Here is a 15,156-nt window from a genome sequence, read left to right as displayed (position 1 = left end):
GAGATAAGCAGGATGCTCGAGGAAGGCTTTTTATGAATGCGGAGAAGAATTTCACCGCGGGTTTGATTCAGACGGCTTGCGGCGGCGATCCGGCGGAGAATCTGGAAAAAACCATGCGGCTGATTTATGCGGCGGCGCAGCAAGGGGCGAACGTAATTTGTTTGCAGGAACTGTTCTGTACGCGCTATTTTTGCCAGTCGGAGAATATCGATTGCTTCGATCTCGCCGAGCCGCTTGATGGCGAGACGATCCGGACGCTGAGTTTGGCGTCGCGGGAGAAAAATATCGTCTTGCTCGTTCCCTTCTTCGAACGCCGCGCGCCCGGCGTTTATCATAACAGCCTGGCCGTATTGGACGGCGGCGAGGTTATTGGCCTTTACCGCAAGATGCACATTCCCGACGATCCCGGCTTCTACGAAAAATATTATTTCACCCCCGGCGATTTGGGCTTTCGCTGTTTTTCCACCAGTAAAGGCCGCATCGGCGCTTTGATCTGCTGGGATCAATGGTATCCCGAAGCGGCGCGTTTGACGGCGCTGCAAGGAGCCAGCGTTCTCTTCTATCCCACAGCCATCGGGTGGCATCCCCACGAAAAGGAAGCCTACGGCGCGTCCCAATTTGACGGCTGGCGCACGATTCAGCGCGGTCACGCCATCGCCAATGGCGTATTCGTCGCGGCGGCCAACCGCATGGGGCATGAACCTTCGCCGGGGCCGGGCGCGGGAATCGAGTTTTGGGGATCGTCTTTTATCTGCGATCCGTTTGGAATTGTTCTCGCCGAAGCCTCGCACGATCGGGAGGAGATCGTTTGCGCGGAAATCGATCTTTCGCGCATTGAAGAAGTGCGCCGCCATTGGCCGTTTCTGCGCGACCGCCGCATCGACGCCTATGGCGGAATCCAGCGGCGGTTTCTCGACGGCGGGGAAACGGGCCGTCAAGAATGCTAAGTCAAAATTTAATCCTGCTTCGAACGCACCGTCCCAGCTTGGCGCAGTCTGTCGAGCGCTTTTTGCTGGAGCATGAAATCCGCGTCGAGCCGCTGCCGGATGGCCGTCGCCGTTGTTGCTGCGTCTCGACCAGAAATGGAGAGAAAGAAGAATGGACGACAGCTTCCTCCGCACATCCGAATCCACGCCTTGAATCGGCGATTCGAAGTTACTCTCCGCTAAGCGAATGGCTTTTGTGTTTTGGAATCGAGACATTGAATCCATTTTTTTTAGCGCCAGATAAATTTTCCAAGATAAATCCGGCTCTCGTTGTCGAACCGGACTTAAAACGCTTTATCGTTCATGCCAGCCTTTATTCTTTGGAATCCTATATCCAAAATCGCCAAGTCTTTTTTTTCATCGGCGGCGGCGCGTTGGAGCAATCCATCCAGGCGATAGAGAACGATTTGGAGCCGTATTTCCTGAGCGGTGGAGTTTTGCGGGATGTTCTATCGCCGCCTTACGATGCGACATCCGCTAGCGCTCTTTCCTATCTCGAAGAATTCCAACGGCGATTTCAGGCGCGGGCGGCGGAGATCCGCCAATGTTCGCAACAATTCCTCCAGCATTATCAGAAGTCCCATCCTCCGCCAACGAAAACGGTTTTGATCGTCGAGCCAGCGGTGAACTGTTGGCTGGTTTTGGGGCGCGGTCTAGCGTTAGGTTTTAAGGAATTGGGCTATAAAACCATCGAGCGCGCGGTTCCGCATCCGCCATCTTCCATTTCGCATTACGATTCGCTGCGGTTGCGGCTGGATTTGATTCGCCTTTGTCCGGATTATATTGCAACACTGAGCCATCCATCCGATCTTTTCTTGCGGGGCTGCGAAAATATTCCCATCAAGCGTCTGATATGGTACGTCGATCATCCCGATCATCTGCCGCAATATAAGCATGGCTCGCACGATTATTTGTTCTACTCTTGGAAAGAATTCGCCGAACCGCTCGCTGGGCGCTGCGCCCATTTATTGGGAGAGATTCCCGTCGGTGGATATCCGCTGCCTTGCGTCCAGCGCAACGAATTCGCCTGCGAGATTGGCTTCGTGGGCAGCGTAATGAATACGGAGCCGCTGCGGCGCAAAATTCCCGCCGAGACCCTTTTGCGGCTCGACGCGCTTCTGGAATGCAAACAGCGGGAGACGGCGGCGCCGATGGCGGCGTTATGGAAGCGCCTTGAATTTTCCGAAAAAGAGCAAAGAGCCATCGCTGAGGCTATCGGTCCCGCTCTGCGCCAGCGCGGCATGTCGGACGAGCAACTGGTTCTTTCTTTTCTGCATATGGAAAGCATCCGGCTGCGGCGAGTGCGGCTGCTATTGCAACTGCAAGACTTCGATTTGAAGATTTACGGCAATCTCGATTGGGCGGCGCTGCTGGAGGGGACGCCGATCGCCCGAGCGTTTCAAGGCAGGGGCTTGACGGCGCAAGAGTGCTGCGACTTTTATCGTTCGGCGAAAATCTCCCTCAACATTCATCCCCCGTTTCCCCACTCCGGCCCTACGTCGCGGGATGTAGATATTCCTATGTGCGATGGATTTCTTCTATCGGATATTCATCTCTACGCCAAAGAGAGAATGGCGGAATTTTTTGAGCCGAAAACGGAAATCGCGCTCTATCATGGCGAACGCGATTTGCCGGGAAAAGCGGCCTATTATTTATCCCACCCCAAAGAACGAGAGGCGATCATTCGCCGCGCCCGGCAAAGAATCGCCTCTTCATTTCGATATAAAGATCGCGTGGAAAAGATGCTTCATTCCTTGGAAGGATTCTTATCGGCTAATTCTTGAAATTGTTTTTTCCTGTTCCAAATCATCTGCGCCAAGCATAAGAATAATGAAGCGATAAGAGCATCGATCAGCCAGAGGGGCGTTTCTTGGAAGACGATTTCCTGCCAGGCGGTCCATTTAAGATGTACGACGAGCATATTCATGAGAAATAAGCCAAGCAGCATTGCTAGAATATAGCTGTACATTTTGTTTGCATGGCGCAGAGTAGCGGTTACGCTGATTGCAAAGAGCGCCAGGATGAAGAGCGTTACGGCGATGGGCGTCATCCAATCCTTGGTTAGAATTGCACTGGGATAGATCCACGCCGCGCTGCCGAAGATGCTTCCGCCGTACATTCCGATGAGATTCCATTTCGAGGGAGGAGTCAGCAGCGATTTTCGATAGTCTTCGATGGGATCGACGTAGGTTCCCTGTTCGATTTGAATTTGTTTCAAGCGAACGTTCCAACGCTTAATCAACAAGACCAATCCGACCGTATAAATTACGGTTAAACCGCAGATGACGGGAAGCATGACGTCTTTGGGATGGGCAAGAAAAAGGGGTTGGATCGAATCGCGGAAGAAATACGCGGCGGCGAAAATAATTCCGAAATAAGCAAGAACATACAATAAACACCTTAATGAGATTTGGATGAGATACCGCCGTTCCGGCGTGGATTTCGCTTGACGGTAACCATTCATGAATCCAAGAACGCCGCCCAAAAAGCCGAGAAGCACTCCCAACGTCGCCCCACTCATAGCGAACATACCTGCGGCCGCTTTCGCCGCCGGAGAACTTTTGGAAACGGCGGCGGCCAATCCAGCGGCGGCGAACTGCGGCGCGGCGGCGGGAAGAGCGGCGAGTACGGCGACGGTAAAGGCTTTTTTCGGTCCCGAGGCGGAGAGAGCCGATTCCACGAACGCCGCCACTTGCTCTTTCAGCATTTTCCGTCCCCGGCTGAGGCGTTGTTTGGCGGCGTCTTCACTGATTTCCAGCGCTTCCGCCACCTTGGCGACGGATTGTTGTTCGCGGTAGAAGAGAATCAGCGGCTCGCGGTAGGCTTCTGGGATTTCCTCTATGGAGCGCCAGAGGATGGCTTCTTCTTCTTTATCGATTACCCGATCCGCCGGGGTGATCGAGGGGTTGACGGCGGCTTGATCCAGCGACTCTTCGGGAAGAGAGACAATCCGGCGGCGATGGCGCAGCCATTCCCGGCTGAGGTTGCGGGCGATGCCGCAGAGCCAGGATTTCAATTTGGAGGGATCGCGCAGTTGGCGCAGGCTTTTCCAAGCAGTAACGAAGGTTTCCTGGGCCAATTCTTCGCTTTGGTCCAAGTCGCCCGTGGCATTGTAAGCGATGGCGCAGACCAGCGATTGGTAGCGCTCTACGATCTCTCCGAAAACGTTGCGGTCGCCCGCCAGACATGCTTCCAGAACTTGCGCGTCGTTATTCATTGTCGTATTCATCCTTTTTTCTCCTGCCTATGGGATTCAACGCCTATAAGTGGCGCGGAGGAGATAAAGGTGACGGATTCGATCTTTCATTTTCGCACATATTTTAAAGGATTGTAGTAATAATAGTACTCCCAACGTCGCTCCACTCATAGCGAACATTCCTGCGGCCGCTTTCGCCGCCGGTGAACTTTTGGAAACGGCGGAGGCTAGTCCGGCGGCGGCGCTCATTATGCAAATCGTCATCTACGCCATTTTTTAGAGCGGGATGGAATTACCTTCAGACCTAACGTCATTACGCTCCGCTTCAATGGCATGGAATTCGCCCAGCAGACGCCGCCGCAAAAATTTATAAAAAAGCGATTCCTTATTTCTCGCTTTCCATGCCGAAAAAGGTGATGCGCATGAAGCTCATCATTTCCGTCATTGGCGAGGCAAGAACATGACAATTATCGATTAATACATTATATGCTTTCGAATTATTCTTCTTCAGCAAAGAATGCGAAATACATCGTTTCTATTTGTGGCTTTTTTTGGATCTTGCATTAATACTCCCAATTATATGACGACTTATTGGCTTCTAACGGCGTATTTCACATAACCGCTGCTTATGCCATCCCGCGAACCGTCAAAAGCGAATTTCACAACGCGGAATTGGTAAGTCTTACCCGGCTGCGGGCCGTCCTTGAATTCCGCCGTTGTCGTGAACGCCTGATCCTGCGTCCACCAGAAGTACGTGATCTTGCCGCTATTGGTTTGTCCTAGGGATTTGAATTGCGTTTCCCCTTTTTCGCGTATCAGGACGCGGTAGTCTTGCACTGTCGATGGATCGGCGTTGAAATTCCACGCGATTTGCAGCGCTCGCCAATTGGACTCGTCAACGTCTTCGCCGGAGAGGGACAAGTTGTTGCCGCCCAGAATATCATCATAAACTGCAATTTCTTTATCCCTCAGGTTGGGCATTGCCGGTTGCGTTAAGCGAATGTTATTGCCACCCGTAAGGTTCAATCCCACGAATCCGCTCATGTCGAAGAAATCTTCTGTACCGACTTGTCCATCCAGGCGAACGACGCGGAAAGAATAGGCGGCGTTGTAATCTGGCCCATTTTGGAAGGCCGAGGCCAGGTTCGCTGAGTCTTTTTTCCATTCAAACAGAAAGGCGTCCGCATTATTGACGCGAGCCAAAAACTGCGATCCTCGCAATCCTTGGCGAACAAATATATCCCATCCCGTCGCGGCGCCTTTATCGGCGTCCCATGCAATGGTGAGAGCAGCGGCTCCCGCATCGTCAAAATCCGTCGCGCCGGTTAGATCGACGGGAAAAGCGGGATCGTCATAGACGAAAACATGGGAAATGCTTTTTGCTGTGGGAGTGGCGGCTGGCGTTGTAGGTGTTGGAGTTTGTGTGGGTGTAAAAGTCGCCGTCGGAGTAGGAGTAAATGTCCAAGCCGGAGTTGGAGTCGATGCCGGCGTATTTGTAGGTGTGTTGGTTGGCGTATGCGCGTCAGTAGGTGGAAGGGTAGTATTTCTTACTCTTGCGCCATTCACGCCTGTTAATGTATATCCATGGGAACCATGGTCAATAAAACTTGTTGCGCCATCTTGATCGTTAAAATGAAACAACGCCATGGTGTTTTCGTCTTGCTCGAATTGTTCAGCAGGGACGAAGTCATTGATGTAACGAACCACGTCAGAAATGCGGACTTCATCGATCCAACCCTCAAATGGGCCATCGTTTGCATCAAAAAAACCGCCTATTGTAAAATTATATGCGGAATAAACGCCAAAAAAATTGGATGCATTTGATAATAGATGTTCATCCCCGATTTTTCCATTTATAGAAATAAACGCTGCATTTCGATAGGCGTCATAAATACCGGCGACATGATTCCATCGATTCAATTGAATGTCGCGATATTCCGAGGAAGATATAGTTCCATTGCTGAAAGCTACAGCTAATTTGACGCCATTTCCATTATTGGCTACGTTTCCTGTCGCCTTCATTACGATTAAATCGTAAGCATCATCCGAAATGATTACGCTTCCGGCTTTCGTTGGATAAACCCATGCTTCTACGGTAAAACTATGATGAGCGCTTGAATTTGGATATATTGTTCCATTGTAATACGCTTTATCATTCACCCCATCCAAAACCAAGTAGGTGGAACGATCCGCATGAACATTCATAATCGAAAATAGGAGCGGAAATATTATAAATCCCGGATTCAACAAACGCTTCATTTTTTCTCTCCATATTTTAAGTATAGATGTAAAAAGAACGACTCTCTTTTGGCCGTTCTAGCAGGAATTCTCCACTAATCCTTACTTTCCACGCCGAAAAAGGCGATGTACATGGTTCCGTATGTCGATCCAGCCCTGGGCGGGCCAAGAACTATCGTGCCGGCTTCCATTTTCTTGAAGAATACTTTATAGCCTTGATTCGAGGCTTTCATATCGCTATCATCTGTGGTTATCTTAAATTCTGTGGGAGAATACTCCCGCAGCCATTTTGGCGTACCCACTTGTTTCCATAATTCTAACGCCCTCTCATCCACGGCGATAAATGCGCAGAATGGTTTTTCGCAAGACAATTTTATGACGAATTCATCATCCCATACTTGTTTATGAGCCATCGCGGTATGGAGCAACGTTAATCCTTCCAATTCGGATGGAATTTGATCCAATTTGCAGGAGCGATCCGTGAATGGCATTTCCCCGTTTTTGAGGCCATTTTGGGTTATTGCGTATCCTTCTTTTCCCTCTTGAAGATTGGGCTTATTAATATCAATATCTTGTTTCAATGCGGGGTATTTATCCTTATCCGGAGTACTGAGCAATACTACATTCGCGCCTTTCAACGATTTCGGCGCAACTACAGGTTTGACATCATCAGCCGCTTGTTCTTTTTTCCCCTCAATCACAAAATTGTCGATAATCCAATATTGCGGCTTATGCTCTTCTTTGGCGATCACTGAAATCTGTTTGCCGTCCGGCGACCACTGAATCCGGCTCAAATAGTTAAAACTCAATTGTTCTGGCAATTCCACTGCATAAGGTTCTTTACCCGATAGCGGCGCTATCCATAATTTATCCGTAAGATAAGCGATATTTCCGCCATCTGGAGACAAATCCAGAGAATAAATCCAATCTTCGTTTATAGAATATGATACGATTTCCTTCGTCTCATTACTGGGAAATGACTTTACGATAATGGAAACCACGTTTCTCTCGTTATCGATAAGGTTGTAGGCGATTTTCGTTCCATCGGATGTAAGCGACAACATAGCATACGATATGTAAATCCCTTTCGATTCGTCTCCTTCCGCTATCATATCGGTTTTTCTATCCGCGAGCGACAGCCTATAGATTTTGTTATCGGCAACATATGCGATCGCCGATCCATCCGCCGTCAATCTGGTTACGTGTACTAATCCCCACCGATCTTTAACGTTCATGGGAACCAGCGCGTCGATTTCGCCCGTATCCAATTGCATTTTAAATACGCCTTTATTCTTTTCAGCGTCGGATGCGCCCATCACGATAAAAGAATTGTCGGGAGATATGGACATGGATTGAATGTGACTGAAGGCTCCAACAATTTCCGGACGTATGGATTCTAATTTTAAATCCTGCAAGGAGAATATCTGCATTCCATCCCAATATGGATGCAATATTTTTGCACTGTCTGCATACCACGCATAAGTTCGCGTACCTCTCGAGAATATGCGTTTCGGCGTCTTGGCCGCATGACCTGTATTGGCATCGATAGAAAAAACATATAATCCCCAGTCAGCTGCTCCTTGAAGCGTGTTGTAAGCAAATTTATTATTACGAGTCCATGTGATCGGAAGACTCCTCCCGAAGTTGTTTAATACGCGAATTGGAATTCCCAAAAATTGCCCATTTACTGCTTGAATCGCATAAATATCAATATCAAGTGTTTGGTCCGCATTTTTCCCTCTAAATATAATAAATCGGCCATCAGGCGACCAGAATGGGAATTCGATATTGCCGCGATAGTCGGAATATTCGTAATGGTAAGCGTCATCCAGCGTTCGAATATGCAATGTGGATAATCCTGTTCGATAGTCGCTCGTCCGGTAGACAATATATTTTCCATCCGGGGAAAATCGGGGATTAAGTTCTGAATACCAGGTAGGATCCCGGTGATTGTGGTTCGTTTCTAGATAAGTAAGTTCCTTCCTTTCAAGATTCACTGCGACAATTACATGGTTGTCGTGTTTTCGCTTGTTTGTATCTTCTGTTCCGACGACATATTTTCCGTCGCTGGACCAGTCTTCGATATTGAAATAGTAATCCTTCAATTCAAGTACTTTCTCTTCTTTCTTTGCAGAAAGATCGGTTATAGCAAGATAGAAAGAATTCATATCTTCCCGATCACGTATTTTGGTATAAGCGAGGCGATTGCCATCCTGCGACCATACGGCGCGCTGCGGATAAACGTATTCATCGATTTTATCGATCTCTCCAGTCTCTATGTTATACGTCATTAAATCGTAGTTTAAAAAACAGGCGAAATATTTCCCATCCGGCGAGAGATTGGATACTGTCATGATGTCGGGGATGTTAATTCGGCGCGCGGAGGACATGGGGATGGGATTGTCGTTCAGAGAATCTGGCGAGGATACGATTCCAACCGCATCCAATAGGCGCGTTGCATTTCCGCTTTGCGCAAAGGCTACCGCCGCCGTCAAACCGAGCGAGAGCAATATCGCGATCATCGTCCATAACGCCCCTTGGTTGGGGGCGGCGCGCCAGCCGCGCAGAATCGCGCGGATGCGATCTTCCAACCTTTTTCGGCGATTCACTACAGCGAGAGAGAAGACTTGTCTTCTTTGCGGAAGCATATCCAGCAAAGATTCCGCATATTCCTCCCCTGATTCGCCCGTGGAGAGCACCCAATGATCGCAAGCCAATTCGCTGAAGCGTTCCAATCGCTGCTTCATCCACCAAAGCAGCGGCTGCCAGGGCAGGAAGCAAACGGCCAATTCCGCCAATAAAGATGCGTAATGGTCTTTGCGCTTCCAATGCGCCAATTCATGGCAGAGGATGCCTGTCAGATTCTTTTTATCTCCAAGACGTAATACGGATTTCGGCAGAACAAGCGCAGGACGCCATCCCCAACAGCATATTACTGGACAATGAATACTTTCGGACTGCAAAACCGCCGGAGAATGCTTTAATCCCAAACGGGCAACGGCTGCATCTAACGGCTGATAAATGTTTTTGTCTTTTACCAATTCGGTTTTTCGTAAAACAAGCCATTCCTTAGCGAGAGAGATAATGAGACGAATTCCAAGGAAACAGGACAATCCCATCCAGAATAAAAGGATAAATCGCTCCCAATCGAATGGCTTTCGAACCGTTGAGAATGAATTTTCAAGAGAAGATTCGATTTTTTTTGCCTGAAACGCCGATGGTGGAATGGTATTCGATTCGTGGAAACTTGCCCCTGATGGCGGCATAGCCTGTGCATTCAACCGAGGAGGGATAGGAGCATTTTGAAAAACTTGATCGTTACCCATCCATCTCATCAAAGGCGGTTCGTTGAAGAATCCCGCTCCCTGTTGACGGACAACGTGACTGCCAAACGGCGCCGCTATACATGAGGCGATCGCCAAAAAGGAAATCCAATGCGCCCGCGCGGGCCTATGCCGCCAGAACCTACTCAATAGAATCCCAATGGCCAAAATGAGAGCGCTTTGCCAAACGCAATCCATTAAAAAATTGGAAAAAGTTGAATTAGCCACGGTTCTTCTCCTTTCTCTTCTCGTCAATGATCTTTTTTAGCGCTATTAAGTCTTCATCGCTGAGGTTTTCCGCTTGGACAAGGTGTTGAAACAAAAGCCGGGCGTCGCCTTTAAACACGAGATCGGTGACTTTCTTCAAAGAACGAGTACGTTCCTGTTCAAGCGAGAACGCCGGTTGATAAATATAGGCGTTGCCCTCTTTCCGGTGTTTCAGCCAACCGGATTTTTCCAAACGCTGCATCATGGTTAGAATCGATGTATAAGCGTATTTCTTTTTTTTGCCGATTTTTTCTTGGATTTGGCGCGCCGTGGCTTCGCCCAAATCCCAGATTATTTCCATGATGGTTTTCTGAAGTTCTCCCAGATCATGTATCGATTTTCGCGTCATTTTTTACCGCCTCCAAACCAGTAATTGGGATTCATTCAAGCATTCGACAAACAAGAGTACTACAAAATGTAGTATAAATCAAGTCTAAATTCCATTTTTTTCTTTGCTTGAGCGCGGCAGGAATAATCGATCGAAGCTATCCAAAAAACGGATTGGCGTTTTTTTCGATGCCTACAGTGGTTAGGGGGCCGTGGCCGGGGCATAGGAGAGTTTCATCCGGCAGGATAAAAATCTTGGTTCGGATGTTTTCGATCTCTTCGCGCTTCGCCGCTTCGTTGGAGGTTCCGCCGATTGATCCGGCGAAAAGAGCATCTCCTACAAAGACGAGCACATTCTCCACTACCAGCGATATCGAGTTCGGCGTGTGGCCTGTAGTCTGTAATACGCGGGCGTTGAGTCGGCCTATTGGAATCTTTGCGCCTTCTTGGACGGCTTTCCCTTTCGGCGTGGAACCGGTGAAGGAATAGACGGGAACGTCGTGCCGTTGGAAGATGGAAGCGAGCGCGCCGTCGTGATCCCAATGATGGTGCGTGAGAAATATCCCCGTCAATCGGGCGTTCTTTTGTTGCAGGAAAGCGTCGTACTGCGGCGAATCGCTGCCCGCATCCACGAGAATCGCCTCTCCCGTCCTCTCACAGCCAACAATATAAGTATTGGCTTCGTTCGCCTCTTTATGAAAAAAGGGCTGGAAGAGAATCATCGCTTGGCTCCCGTCAAATCCGCATTTTCGAAATTGGCGGTTCCTATGGCGCCGGAAAGGTCGGCGCCAATCAGCCGGGCGCGGCGGAAGATAGCTCGGGTAATATCGGCGCCGTAAAAGACGGAGCGGGAAAAATCGGCGTTGCCGGGACGGGAATAATAAAACATGGCGCGGGAGCAATCGGCTTCCTGCGCCAGGACTCCGACAAGATTGGAGCGTTGCAAGCGCGCTCCGGCGAGGTTGGCGCGGCGGAGGTCGGCGCGTCCCAGGATGGCGAATTCGAGGTTTGCTTCCGCCAGATTGGCTTCGCGCAAAATCGCCGCTTCCAGATGGGCGTGGGAGAGATTGGCGCCGGAAAGATCGGCGCGGGAAAAATCGCATCGCGCCAAACAAGCGCTGAAGAGATCGGCGCCGCGAAAATCTTCGCCGGAAAAATCCACTCCCGCCAATATCCATCCCGCTAAAGAACAGCTCCGCCGTAGAGCGCCGAGAACCTTGCGCTTATACGCCGCTCGATCGTCCAACGCTTCCCAGCAGACGGACTCGCCCGTCAGCGCCAGATGGGGCCATCCCTTCGCCGCGCAGGGTATAAAGCGAAAGAAGAGATTGAGGTTTAGGCTATCGTTCATAAATTCATTGTAAGCAAGGCGATTCGTCTCGGCAAGACAACTCCCCGCCGAAAGTAAATTTACTCTTGACGGATTGAGAAGGCCACTTTAGTATTAAACTAGGAATAGAATGGTTAAAAACGGCTCTTGACGAAAAAACCATAAGGAATCGTTATCGGTTTATGGATAAAAGACTCCAATTCCAAATCAAAAGCAAGATAGAGAACATCTATCCTGTGGAGCGGACTATTCTGGATCAGGCTAAGGAATACGAATTCGACAGCGAGGCCTGCTTCAATCTTCGGTTGGCGATGGACGAGGCGTTCCTCAACGCCATCATCCACGGCAACCGCAACGCGGAGGAAAAAGATATTCTGGTGGAAGCCGCTTTCAAATCCAATTGCATTGCCGTTACTGTCAGGGATGAGGGCGATGGTTTCGATCGTACCAAACTCATCGACCCCAGAGAAGTTGCCAATCTATTCAAAACCCATGGACGCGGCGTTTTTCTCATCACGCAATTTACTCATGAAGTGCGTTTCAACGATAAAGGAAACGAGATCACTTTCATCGTGCAGCGTTCCCGTCCCGCCTCTATTTTACAATCCCATTGACCGGCCCAAACGCCGGCCGATGTTTTCAATAGAAGGATAAGATTATCCATACTACTTTTGTATTCCATGAGGGAATTATGACAGGGTTGAGAAATTCACGTAAAAACCGATGGCTCTTGGCGTCTTTTCTTTGCGCGCTATTGTTGTTCATGGAAGGCTGTGCGGCTTTTAAGATCGTCCGAGTGCCCATTCCCATCCCCACATTCGGCCTAGGTTCGGGCGCCGAAAAGAAGTCGGCGAAAAAGCCCCAGGAATTAGCGCCGGGCGAAACGGCGGAATCAGGCCCACTGGTCGGCGAAGCCTCGTATTATGGAAGGGAATTCCATAAACGCACCACGGCCAGCGGCGAAACCTACAACATGTACGCCATGACGGCCGCCCACCCCACGCTGCCCTTCGGAACGCAGGTGAGAGTTACCAATTTGGAAAACCGCCGCAGCGTCGTCGTGCGCATAAACGACCGGGGACCGTTCAAAAATGGGCGCATCATCGACGTTTCTTATGGAGTAGCGACGAAGTTGGATTTCGTCGCTCAAGGGCTTGCCCAGGTCAAATTGGAAATCCTCTAATCCTTCGTCCCGATCTCAGCGAACCGATGCGGACGGCGCTTGCGCCAGACGGCTTCTATCATGGAACCCAACGAACGCGTAGAGATTTATCTGATCGACGAGGACGGGGTACTGCTTCGCGCATACTGCGAGGAACCGCTCGACGACTTCGAAGGCGAACCCGACGCCTTGGACTCCCCCCTTTCCGCCGCGCTGGGGCTTTATTATTTAAGAGACGCGCCGAAAACCTTAGTCTGCAAAGGCTACGAAACGCCGGGCGGCCCGCTGCTCTGGCGCAGCGAACCGGTTACGCCCGGCGGAGAGGACGGCTGCGTAGAGATCGGGGAGCGGCTGTTTTTGGTGGACGATTGGGGCGAGCGGTTCATGGACGAAATCGCCTACGAACTCCTGGCCAAAGGGAGCATCCCCGAAGAATGGATTCTTATTGAGCGGGGGGGCGAGTAGATTATTTCAACAATGGAAAATTCAGTTTGGCTAGAATATGTGAAACCCAATCGTCTGACGGGCGGCGAATACTTGGATAGTTCGCAAAATGAACTGATTCGCAATACGGTTCTCGATTTCTGGCAATGGGCGTTCAGCGATCTTCGCTCCAATGATATCCGGGGCGTTTTCGCCGAATGGCTAGTAGCCAAATTGCTGGATATTCCTCTCTCCGTTCGCGATTCATGGGCGGAATGGGATTTGATAATGGAAAATGGAATTAAGATTGAAGTGAAAGCGTCGGCATATTTGCAAACATGGAAGCAAAAACAGCCCTCCAGAATTGTGTTTTCGGGATTATGCGGACGCAAGTTGAACGCAGAAACAAACCAATATGCGCCAATATCCACTTACAATGCGGACTTATACGTTTTTTGCGTACAAATAGAAAAAAATACCTTATTATGGAATGCGCTTGATTTGAATCAATGGCGCTTCTATTTGTTAACCAAAAATCAACTGGCGCAATACAAGACCAAAAGTATTTCGCTGAAAACATTGGCAGCGGCGGCGGACGAACTGACGGCGGATGGATTTTGCCAGTATGCCAAGATAGTAATCGAATCTATTAGAAGCGCTAACATTAGCAGAATTATTTAACTCACGTTATGCAGCCTGTGAGTGCAGGCTTCACGCATGTGCGTTGGAGGAACCGTCTACGTGTAGTGATTGGGCTTTATATCGGTTGCGTTTTTGAATCACGAAGACGCGAAATAACTCGAATTCCGCGAAATATTCGAATCACGGATATCGCGGATTCTTTTGGATTTCACGGAAAAATCTTACATACAAAGCGGTTCCTTGCGTCAACGATTTTTTTTTCGTGTTTTTCTTTTTCATATCGCGTTTTCGTGATTCAAACGGCGATAGTAAGAGCCTCCTTTAATTACCCAGTGCGAGAAACAGGAGTTACATAAACAAAATTGCCGATAGTTTCGATGACAACAATCGAAACTATTAATGACGGAACGGCAAAAAGTCAATTTTTGGGGGTGCGGGCTTCCAGCCTGCACAAGATATATCGCAGGCAAGATGCCTGCGCCACAATAGGTAGTCACCCGATAGTATCATCAATACTTTTTGCCGAATCGTCATTAATAGTAACCAATAGGAGCCTTGATTTTTGGGAAAATTCACGCCGCCTACTCCCGTCAAACCTATCTTCGGCGTTCTTTATCGCGATGCCGCCGTTTTCGAGGAAGCCTTGAAGCGGATTGAGGGGCGGTTCGGCCCTATCGATTATCTCAGCGAGCCGTTTCCCTTCGTGGAGACGGATTATTATCGAAAGGAGATGGGGGAAAATCTCGTCCGGCGCTACCTGTCGCTGCAAAACCTCATCTCGCCGGAAAAGATCGCCGAGTTCAAAATCGTCACCAATCGATGGGAAGAGGAATGGACCGAGAACGGTTCGCGGCGGATCAATCTCGATCCCGGCTATATGGCGCTGCAACATCTGGCGCTGCTCAGCACCAAGCCTTTCAGCCACCGCATTTATCTCGGCCAGGGCATCTACGCCGAAGTGACGATGATCTACCAAAAAGACGGTTTCGCCAAACTGCCGTGGACTTACGCCGATTACTACAACCACCGCGACGTTCTGCAGGAAATCCGGCGCAATCTGAAAGCGCAGCTGCGGCGCGGGGGAGAATTGCGACGAGAATAAGAGAACATATCTTACTAACTCATGGTACGCGGAATAAAAAACACGATGGAGTTATTTTGGTTTATCTTATTGAATCGCGAAACTACGAAAAGGCTCGAATTCCACGAAATTATCGAATCATGGATATCGCGGATTCTTTTGGATTCCACGGAAAAATCGT

Annotated in this window: 13 protein-coding genes and 1 pseudogene; 7 read left to right on the top strand and 7 right to left on the bottom strand. The window is 49.5% G+C overall.

Going from position 1 to position 15,156, the window contains the following annotated elements; genetic code table 11:
- Nucleotides 1-32 precede the first annotated feature (32 nt).
- Nucleotides 33-947, top strand: a complete 915-nt coding sequence (locus AB1656_01530; protein MEW6234043.1) for a carbon-nitrogen hydrolase — start codon at nt 33-35, stop codon at nt 945-947.
- The gene (locus AB1656_01525) at nt 941-2,770 is read left to right on the top strand and encodes a glycosyltransferase (protein MEW6234042.1); all 1,830 of its coding nucleotides are present in this window, start codon (nt 941-943) and stop codon (nt 2,768-2,770) included. The genes AB1656_01530 and AB1656_01525 overlap by 7 nt, the downstream gene beginning before the upstream one ends.
- Here the strand turns inward: AB1656_01525 and AB1656_01520 are convergent.
- The 7 genes and pseudogenes from AB1656_01520 to AB1656_01490 form a co-directional block, all read right to left on the bottom strand.
- A complete protein-coding gene (locus AB1656_01520; GenBank protein MEW6234041.1) occupies nt 2,734-4,215 on the bottom strand; it encodes an RNA polymerase sigma factor in 1,482 nt (493 codons plus the stop codon). The genes AB1656_01525 and AB1656_01520 overlap by 37 nt on opposite strands.
- Nucleotides 4,216-4,770: 555 nt before the next feature.
- Nucleotides 4,771-5,748, bottom strand: a complete 978-nt coding sequence (locus AB1656_01515; protein ID MEW6234040.1) for a hypothetical protein — start codon at nt 5,746-5,748, stop codon at nt 4,771-4,773.
- Nucleotides 5,749-5,895: 147 nt separating this feature from the next.
- Nucleotides 5,896-6,387: pseudogene (locus tag AB1656_01510) on the bottom strand (LamG-like jellyroll fold domain-containing protein).
- Between the two features lie 128 nt (nt 6,388-6,515).
- Nucleotides 6,516-9,686 (bottom strand): M56 family metallopeptidase, encoded by a 3,171-nt coding sequence (locus AB1656_01505; protein ID MEW6234039.1) that lies wholly within the window; start codon nt 9,684-9,686, stop codon nt 6,516-6,518.
- A gap of 277 nt (nt 9,687-9,963) precedes the next feature.
- Complete coding sequence (locus AB1656_01500; GenBank protein MEW6234038.1) at nt 9,964-10,359, bottom strand: BlaI/MecI/CopY family transcriptional regulator; 396 nt, start codon at nt 10,357-10,359, stop codon at nt 9,964-9,966.
- 136 nt (nt 10,360-10,495) lie between these two features.
- Nucleotides 10,496-11,059 carry an MBL fold metallo-hydrolase gene (locus tag AB1656_01495; GenBank protein MEW6234037.1) on the bottom strand — a complete coding sequence of 188 codons (564 nt, stop codon included), beginning with the start codon at nt 11,057-11,059 and terminating at the stop codon, nt 10,496-10,498.
- Nucleotides 11,056-11,688: a pentapeptide repeat-containing protein gene (locus AB1656_01490; GenBank protein ID MEW6234036.1), complete on the bottom strand. Its 633-nt coding sequence runs from the start codon at nt 11,686-11,688 to the stop codon at nt 11,056-11,058. The genes AB1656_01495 and AB1656_01490 overlap by 4 nt, the downstream gene beginning before the upstream one ends.
- A 161-nt stretch (nt 11,689-11,849) precedes the next feature.
- Between AB1656_01490 and AB1656_01485 the strand changes: the two genes are divergently transcribed.
- From AB1656_01485 to AB1656_01465, 5 genes are all read left to right on the top strand, one after another.
- A complete protein-coding gene (locus AB1656_01485) occupies nt 11,850-12,281 on the top strand; it encodes an ATP-binding protein (protein MEW6234035.1) in 432 nt (143 codons plus the stop codon).
- A 77-nt stretch (nt 12,282-12,358) separates the two neighbouring features.
- The gene (locus AB1656_01480; protein ID MEW6234034.1) at nt 12,359-12,850 is read left to right on the top strand and encodes a septal ring lytic transglycosylase RlpA family protein; all 492 of its coding nucleotides are present in this window, start codon (nt 12,359-12,361) and stop codon (nt 12,848-12,850) included.
- 60 nt (nt 12,851-12,910) lie between these two features.
- Nucleotides 12,911-13,294, top strand: a complete 384-nt coding sequence (locus AB1656_01475) for a hypothetical protein (GenBank protein ID MEW6234033.1) — start codon at nt 12,911-12,913, stop codon at nt 13,292-13,294.
- Between the two features lie 39 nt (nt 13,295-13,333).
- Nucleotides 13,334-13,933, top strand: coding sequence for a hypothetical protein (locus tag AB1656_01470; protein ID MEW6234032.1), 600 nt, complete (start codon nt 13,334-13,336; stop codon nt 13,931-13,933).
- Nucleotides 13,934-14,456: 523 nt separating this feature from the next.
- The gene (locus tag AB1656_01465; GenBank protein ID MEW6234031.1) at nt 14,457-14,996 is read left to right on the top strand and encodes a DUF4416 family protein; all 540 of its coding nucleotides are present in this window, start codon (nt 14,457-14,459) and stop codon (nt 14,994-14,996) included.
- Nucleotides 14,997-15,156 lie beyond the last annotated feature (160 nt).

Source organism: Candidatus Omnitrophota bacterium (assembly GCA_040755155.1).
In the GTDB taxonomy this organism is placed as follows: Bacteria; Hinthialibacterota; Hinthialibacteria; order Hinthialibacterales; family Hinthialibacteraceae; genus JBFMBP01.
Note: the sequence above shows the minus strand (reverse complement) of the source record. Positions and strands in the feature narration are given on the sequence as shown.

Coding starts and splice junctions, on each gene's coding strand:
- AB1656_01530 (MEW6234043.1), top strand. CDS start 33: ATGAATGCGGAGAAGAATTTCACCGCGGGTTTGATTCAGACGGCTTGC.
- AB1656_01525 (MEW6234042.1), top strand. CDS start 941: ATGCTAAGTCAAAATTTAATCCTGCTTCGAACGCACCGTCCCAGCTTG.
- AB1656_01520 (MEW6234041.1), bottom strand. CDS start 4,215: ATGAATACGACAATGAATAACGACGCGCAAGTTCTGGAAGCATGTCTG.
- AB1656_01505 (MEW6234039.1), bottom strand. CDS start 9,686: ATGCCGCCATCAGGGGCAAGTTTCCACGAATCGAATACCATTCCACCA.
- AB1656_01500 (MEW6234038.1), bottom strand. CDS start 10,359: ATGACGCGAAAATCGATACATGATCTGGGAGAACTTCAGAAAACCATC.
- AB1656_01495 (MEW6234037.1), bottom strand. CDS start 11,059: ATGATTCTCTTCCAGCCCTTTTTTCATAAAGAGGCGAACGAAGCCAAT.
- AB1656_01490 (MEW6234036.1), bottom strand. CDS start 11,688: ATGAACGATAGCCTAAACCTCAATCTCTTCTTTCGCTTTATACCCTGC.
- AB1656_01485 (MEW6234035.1), top strand. CDS start 11,850: ATGGATAAAAGACTCCAATTCCAAATCAAAAGCAAGATAGAGAACATC.
- AB1656_01480 (MEW6234034.1), top strand. CDS start 12,359: ATGACAGGGTTGAGAAATTCACGTAAAAACCGATGGCTCTTGGCGTCT.
- AB1656_01475 (MEW6234033.1), top strand. CDS start 12,911: ATGGAACCCAACGAACGCGTAGAGATTTATCTGATCGACGAGGACGGG.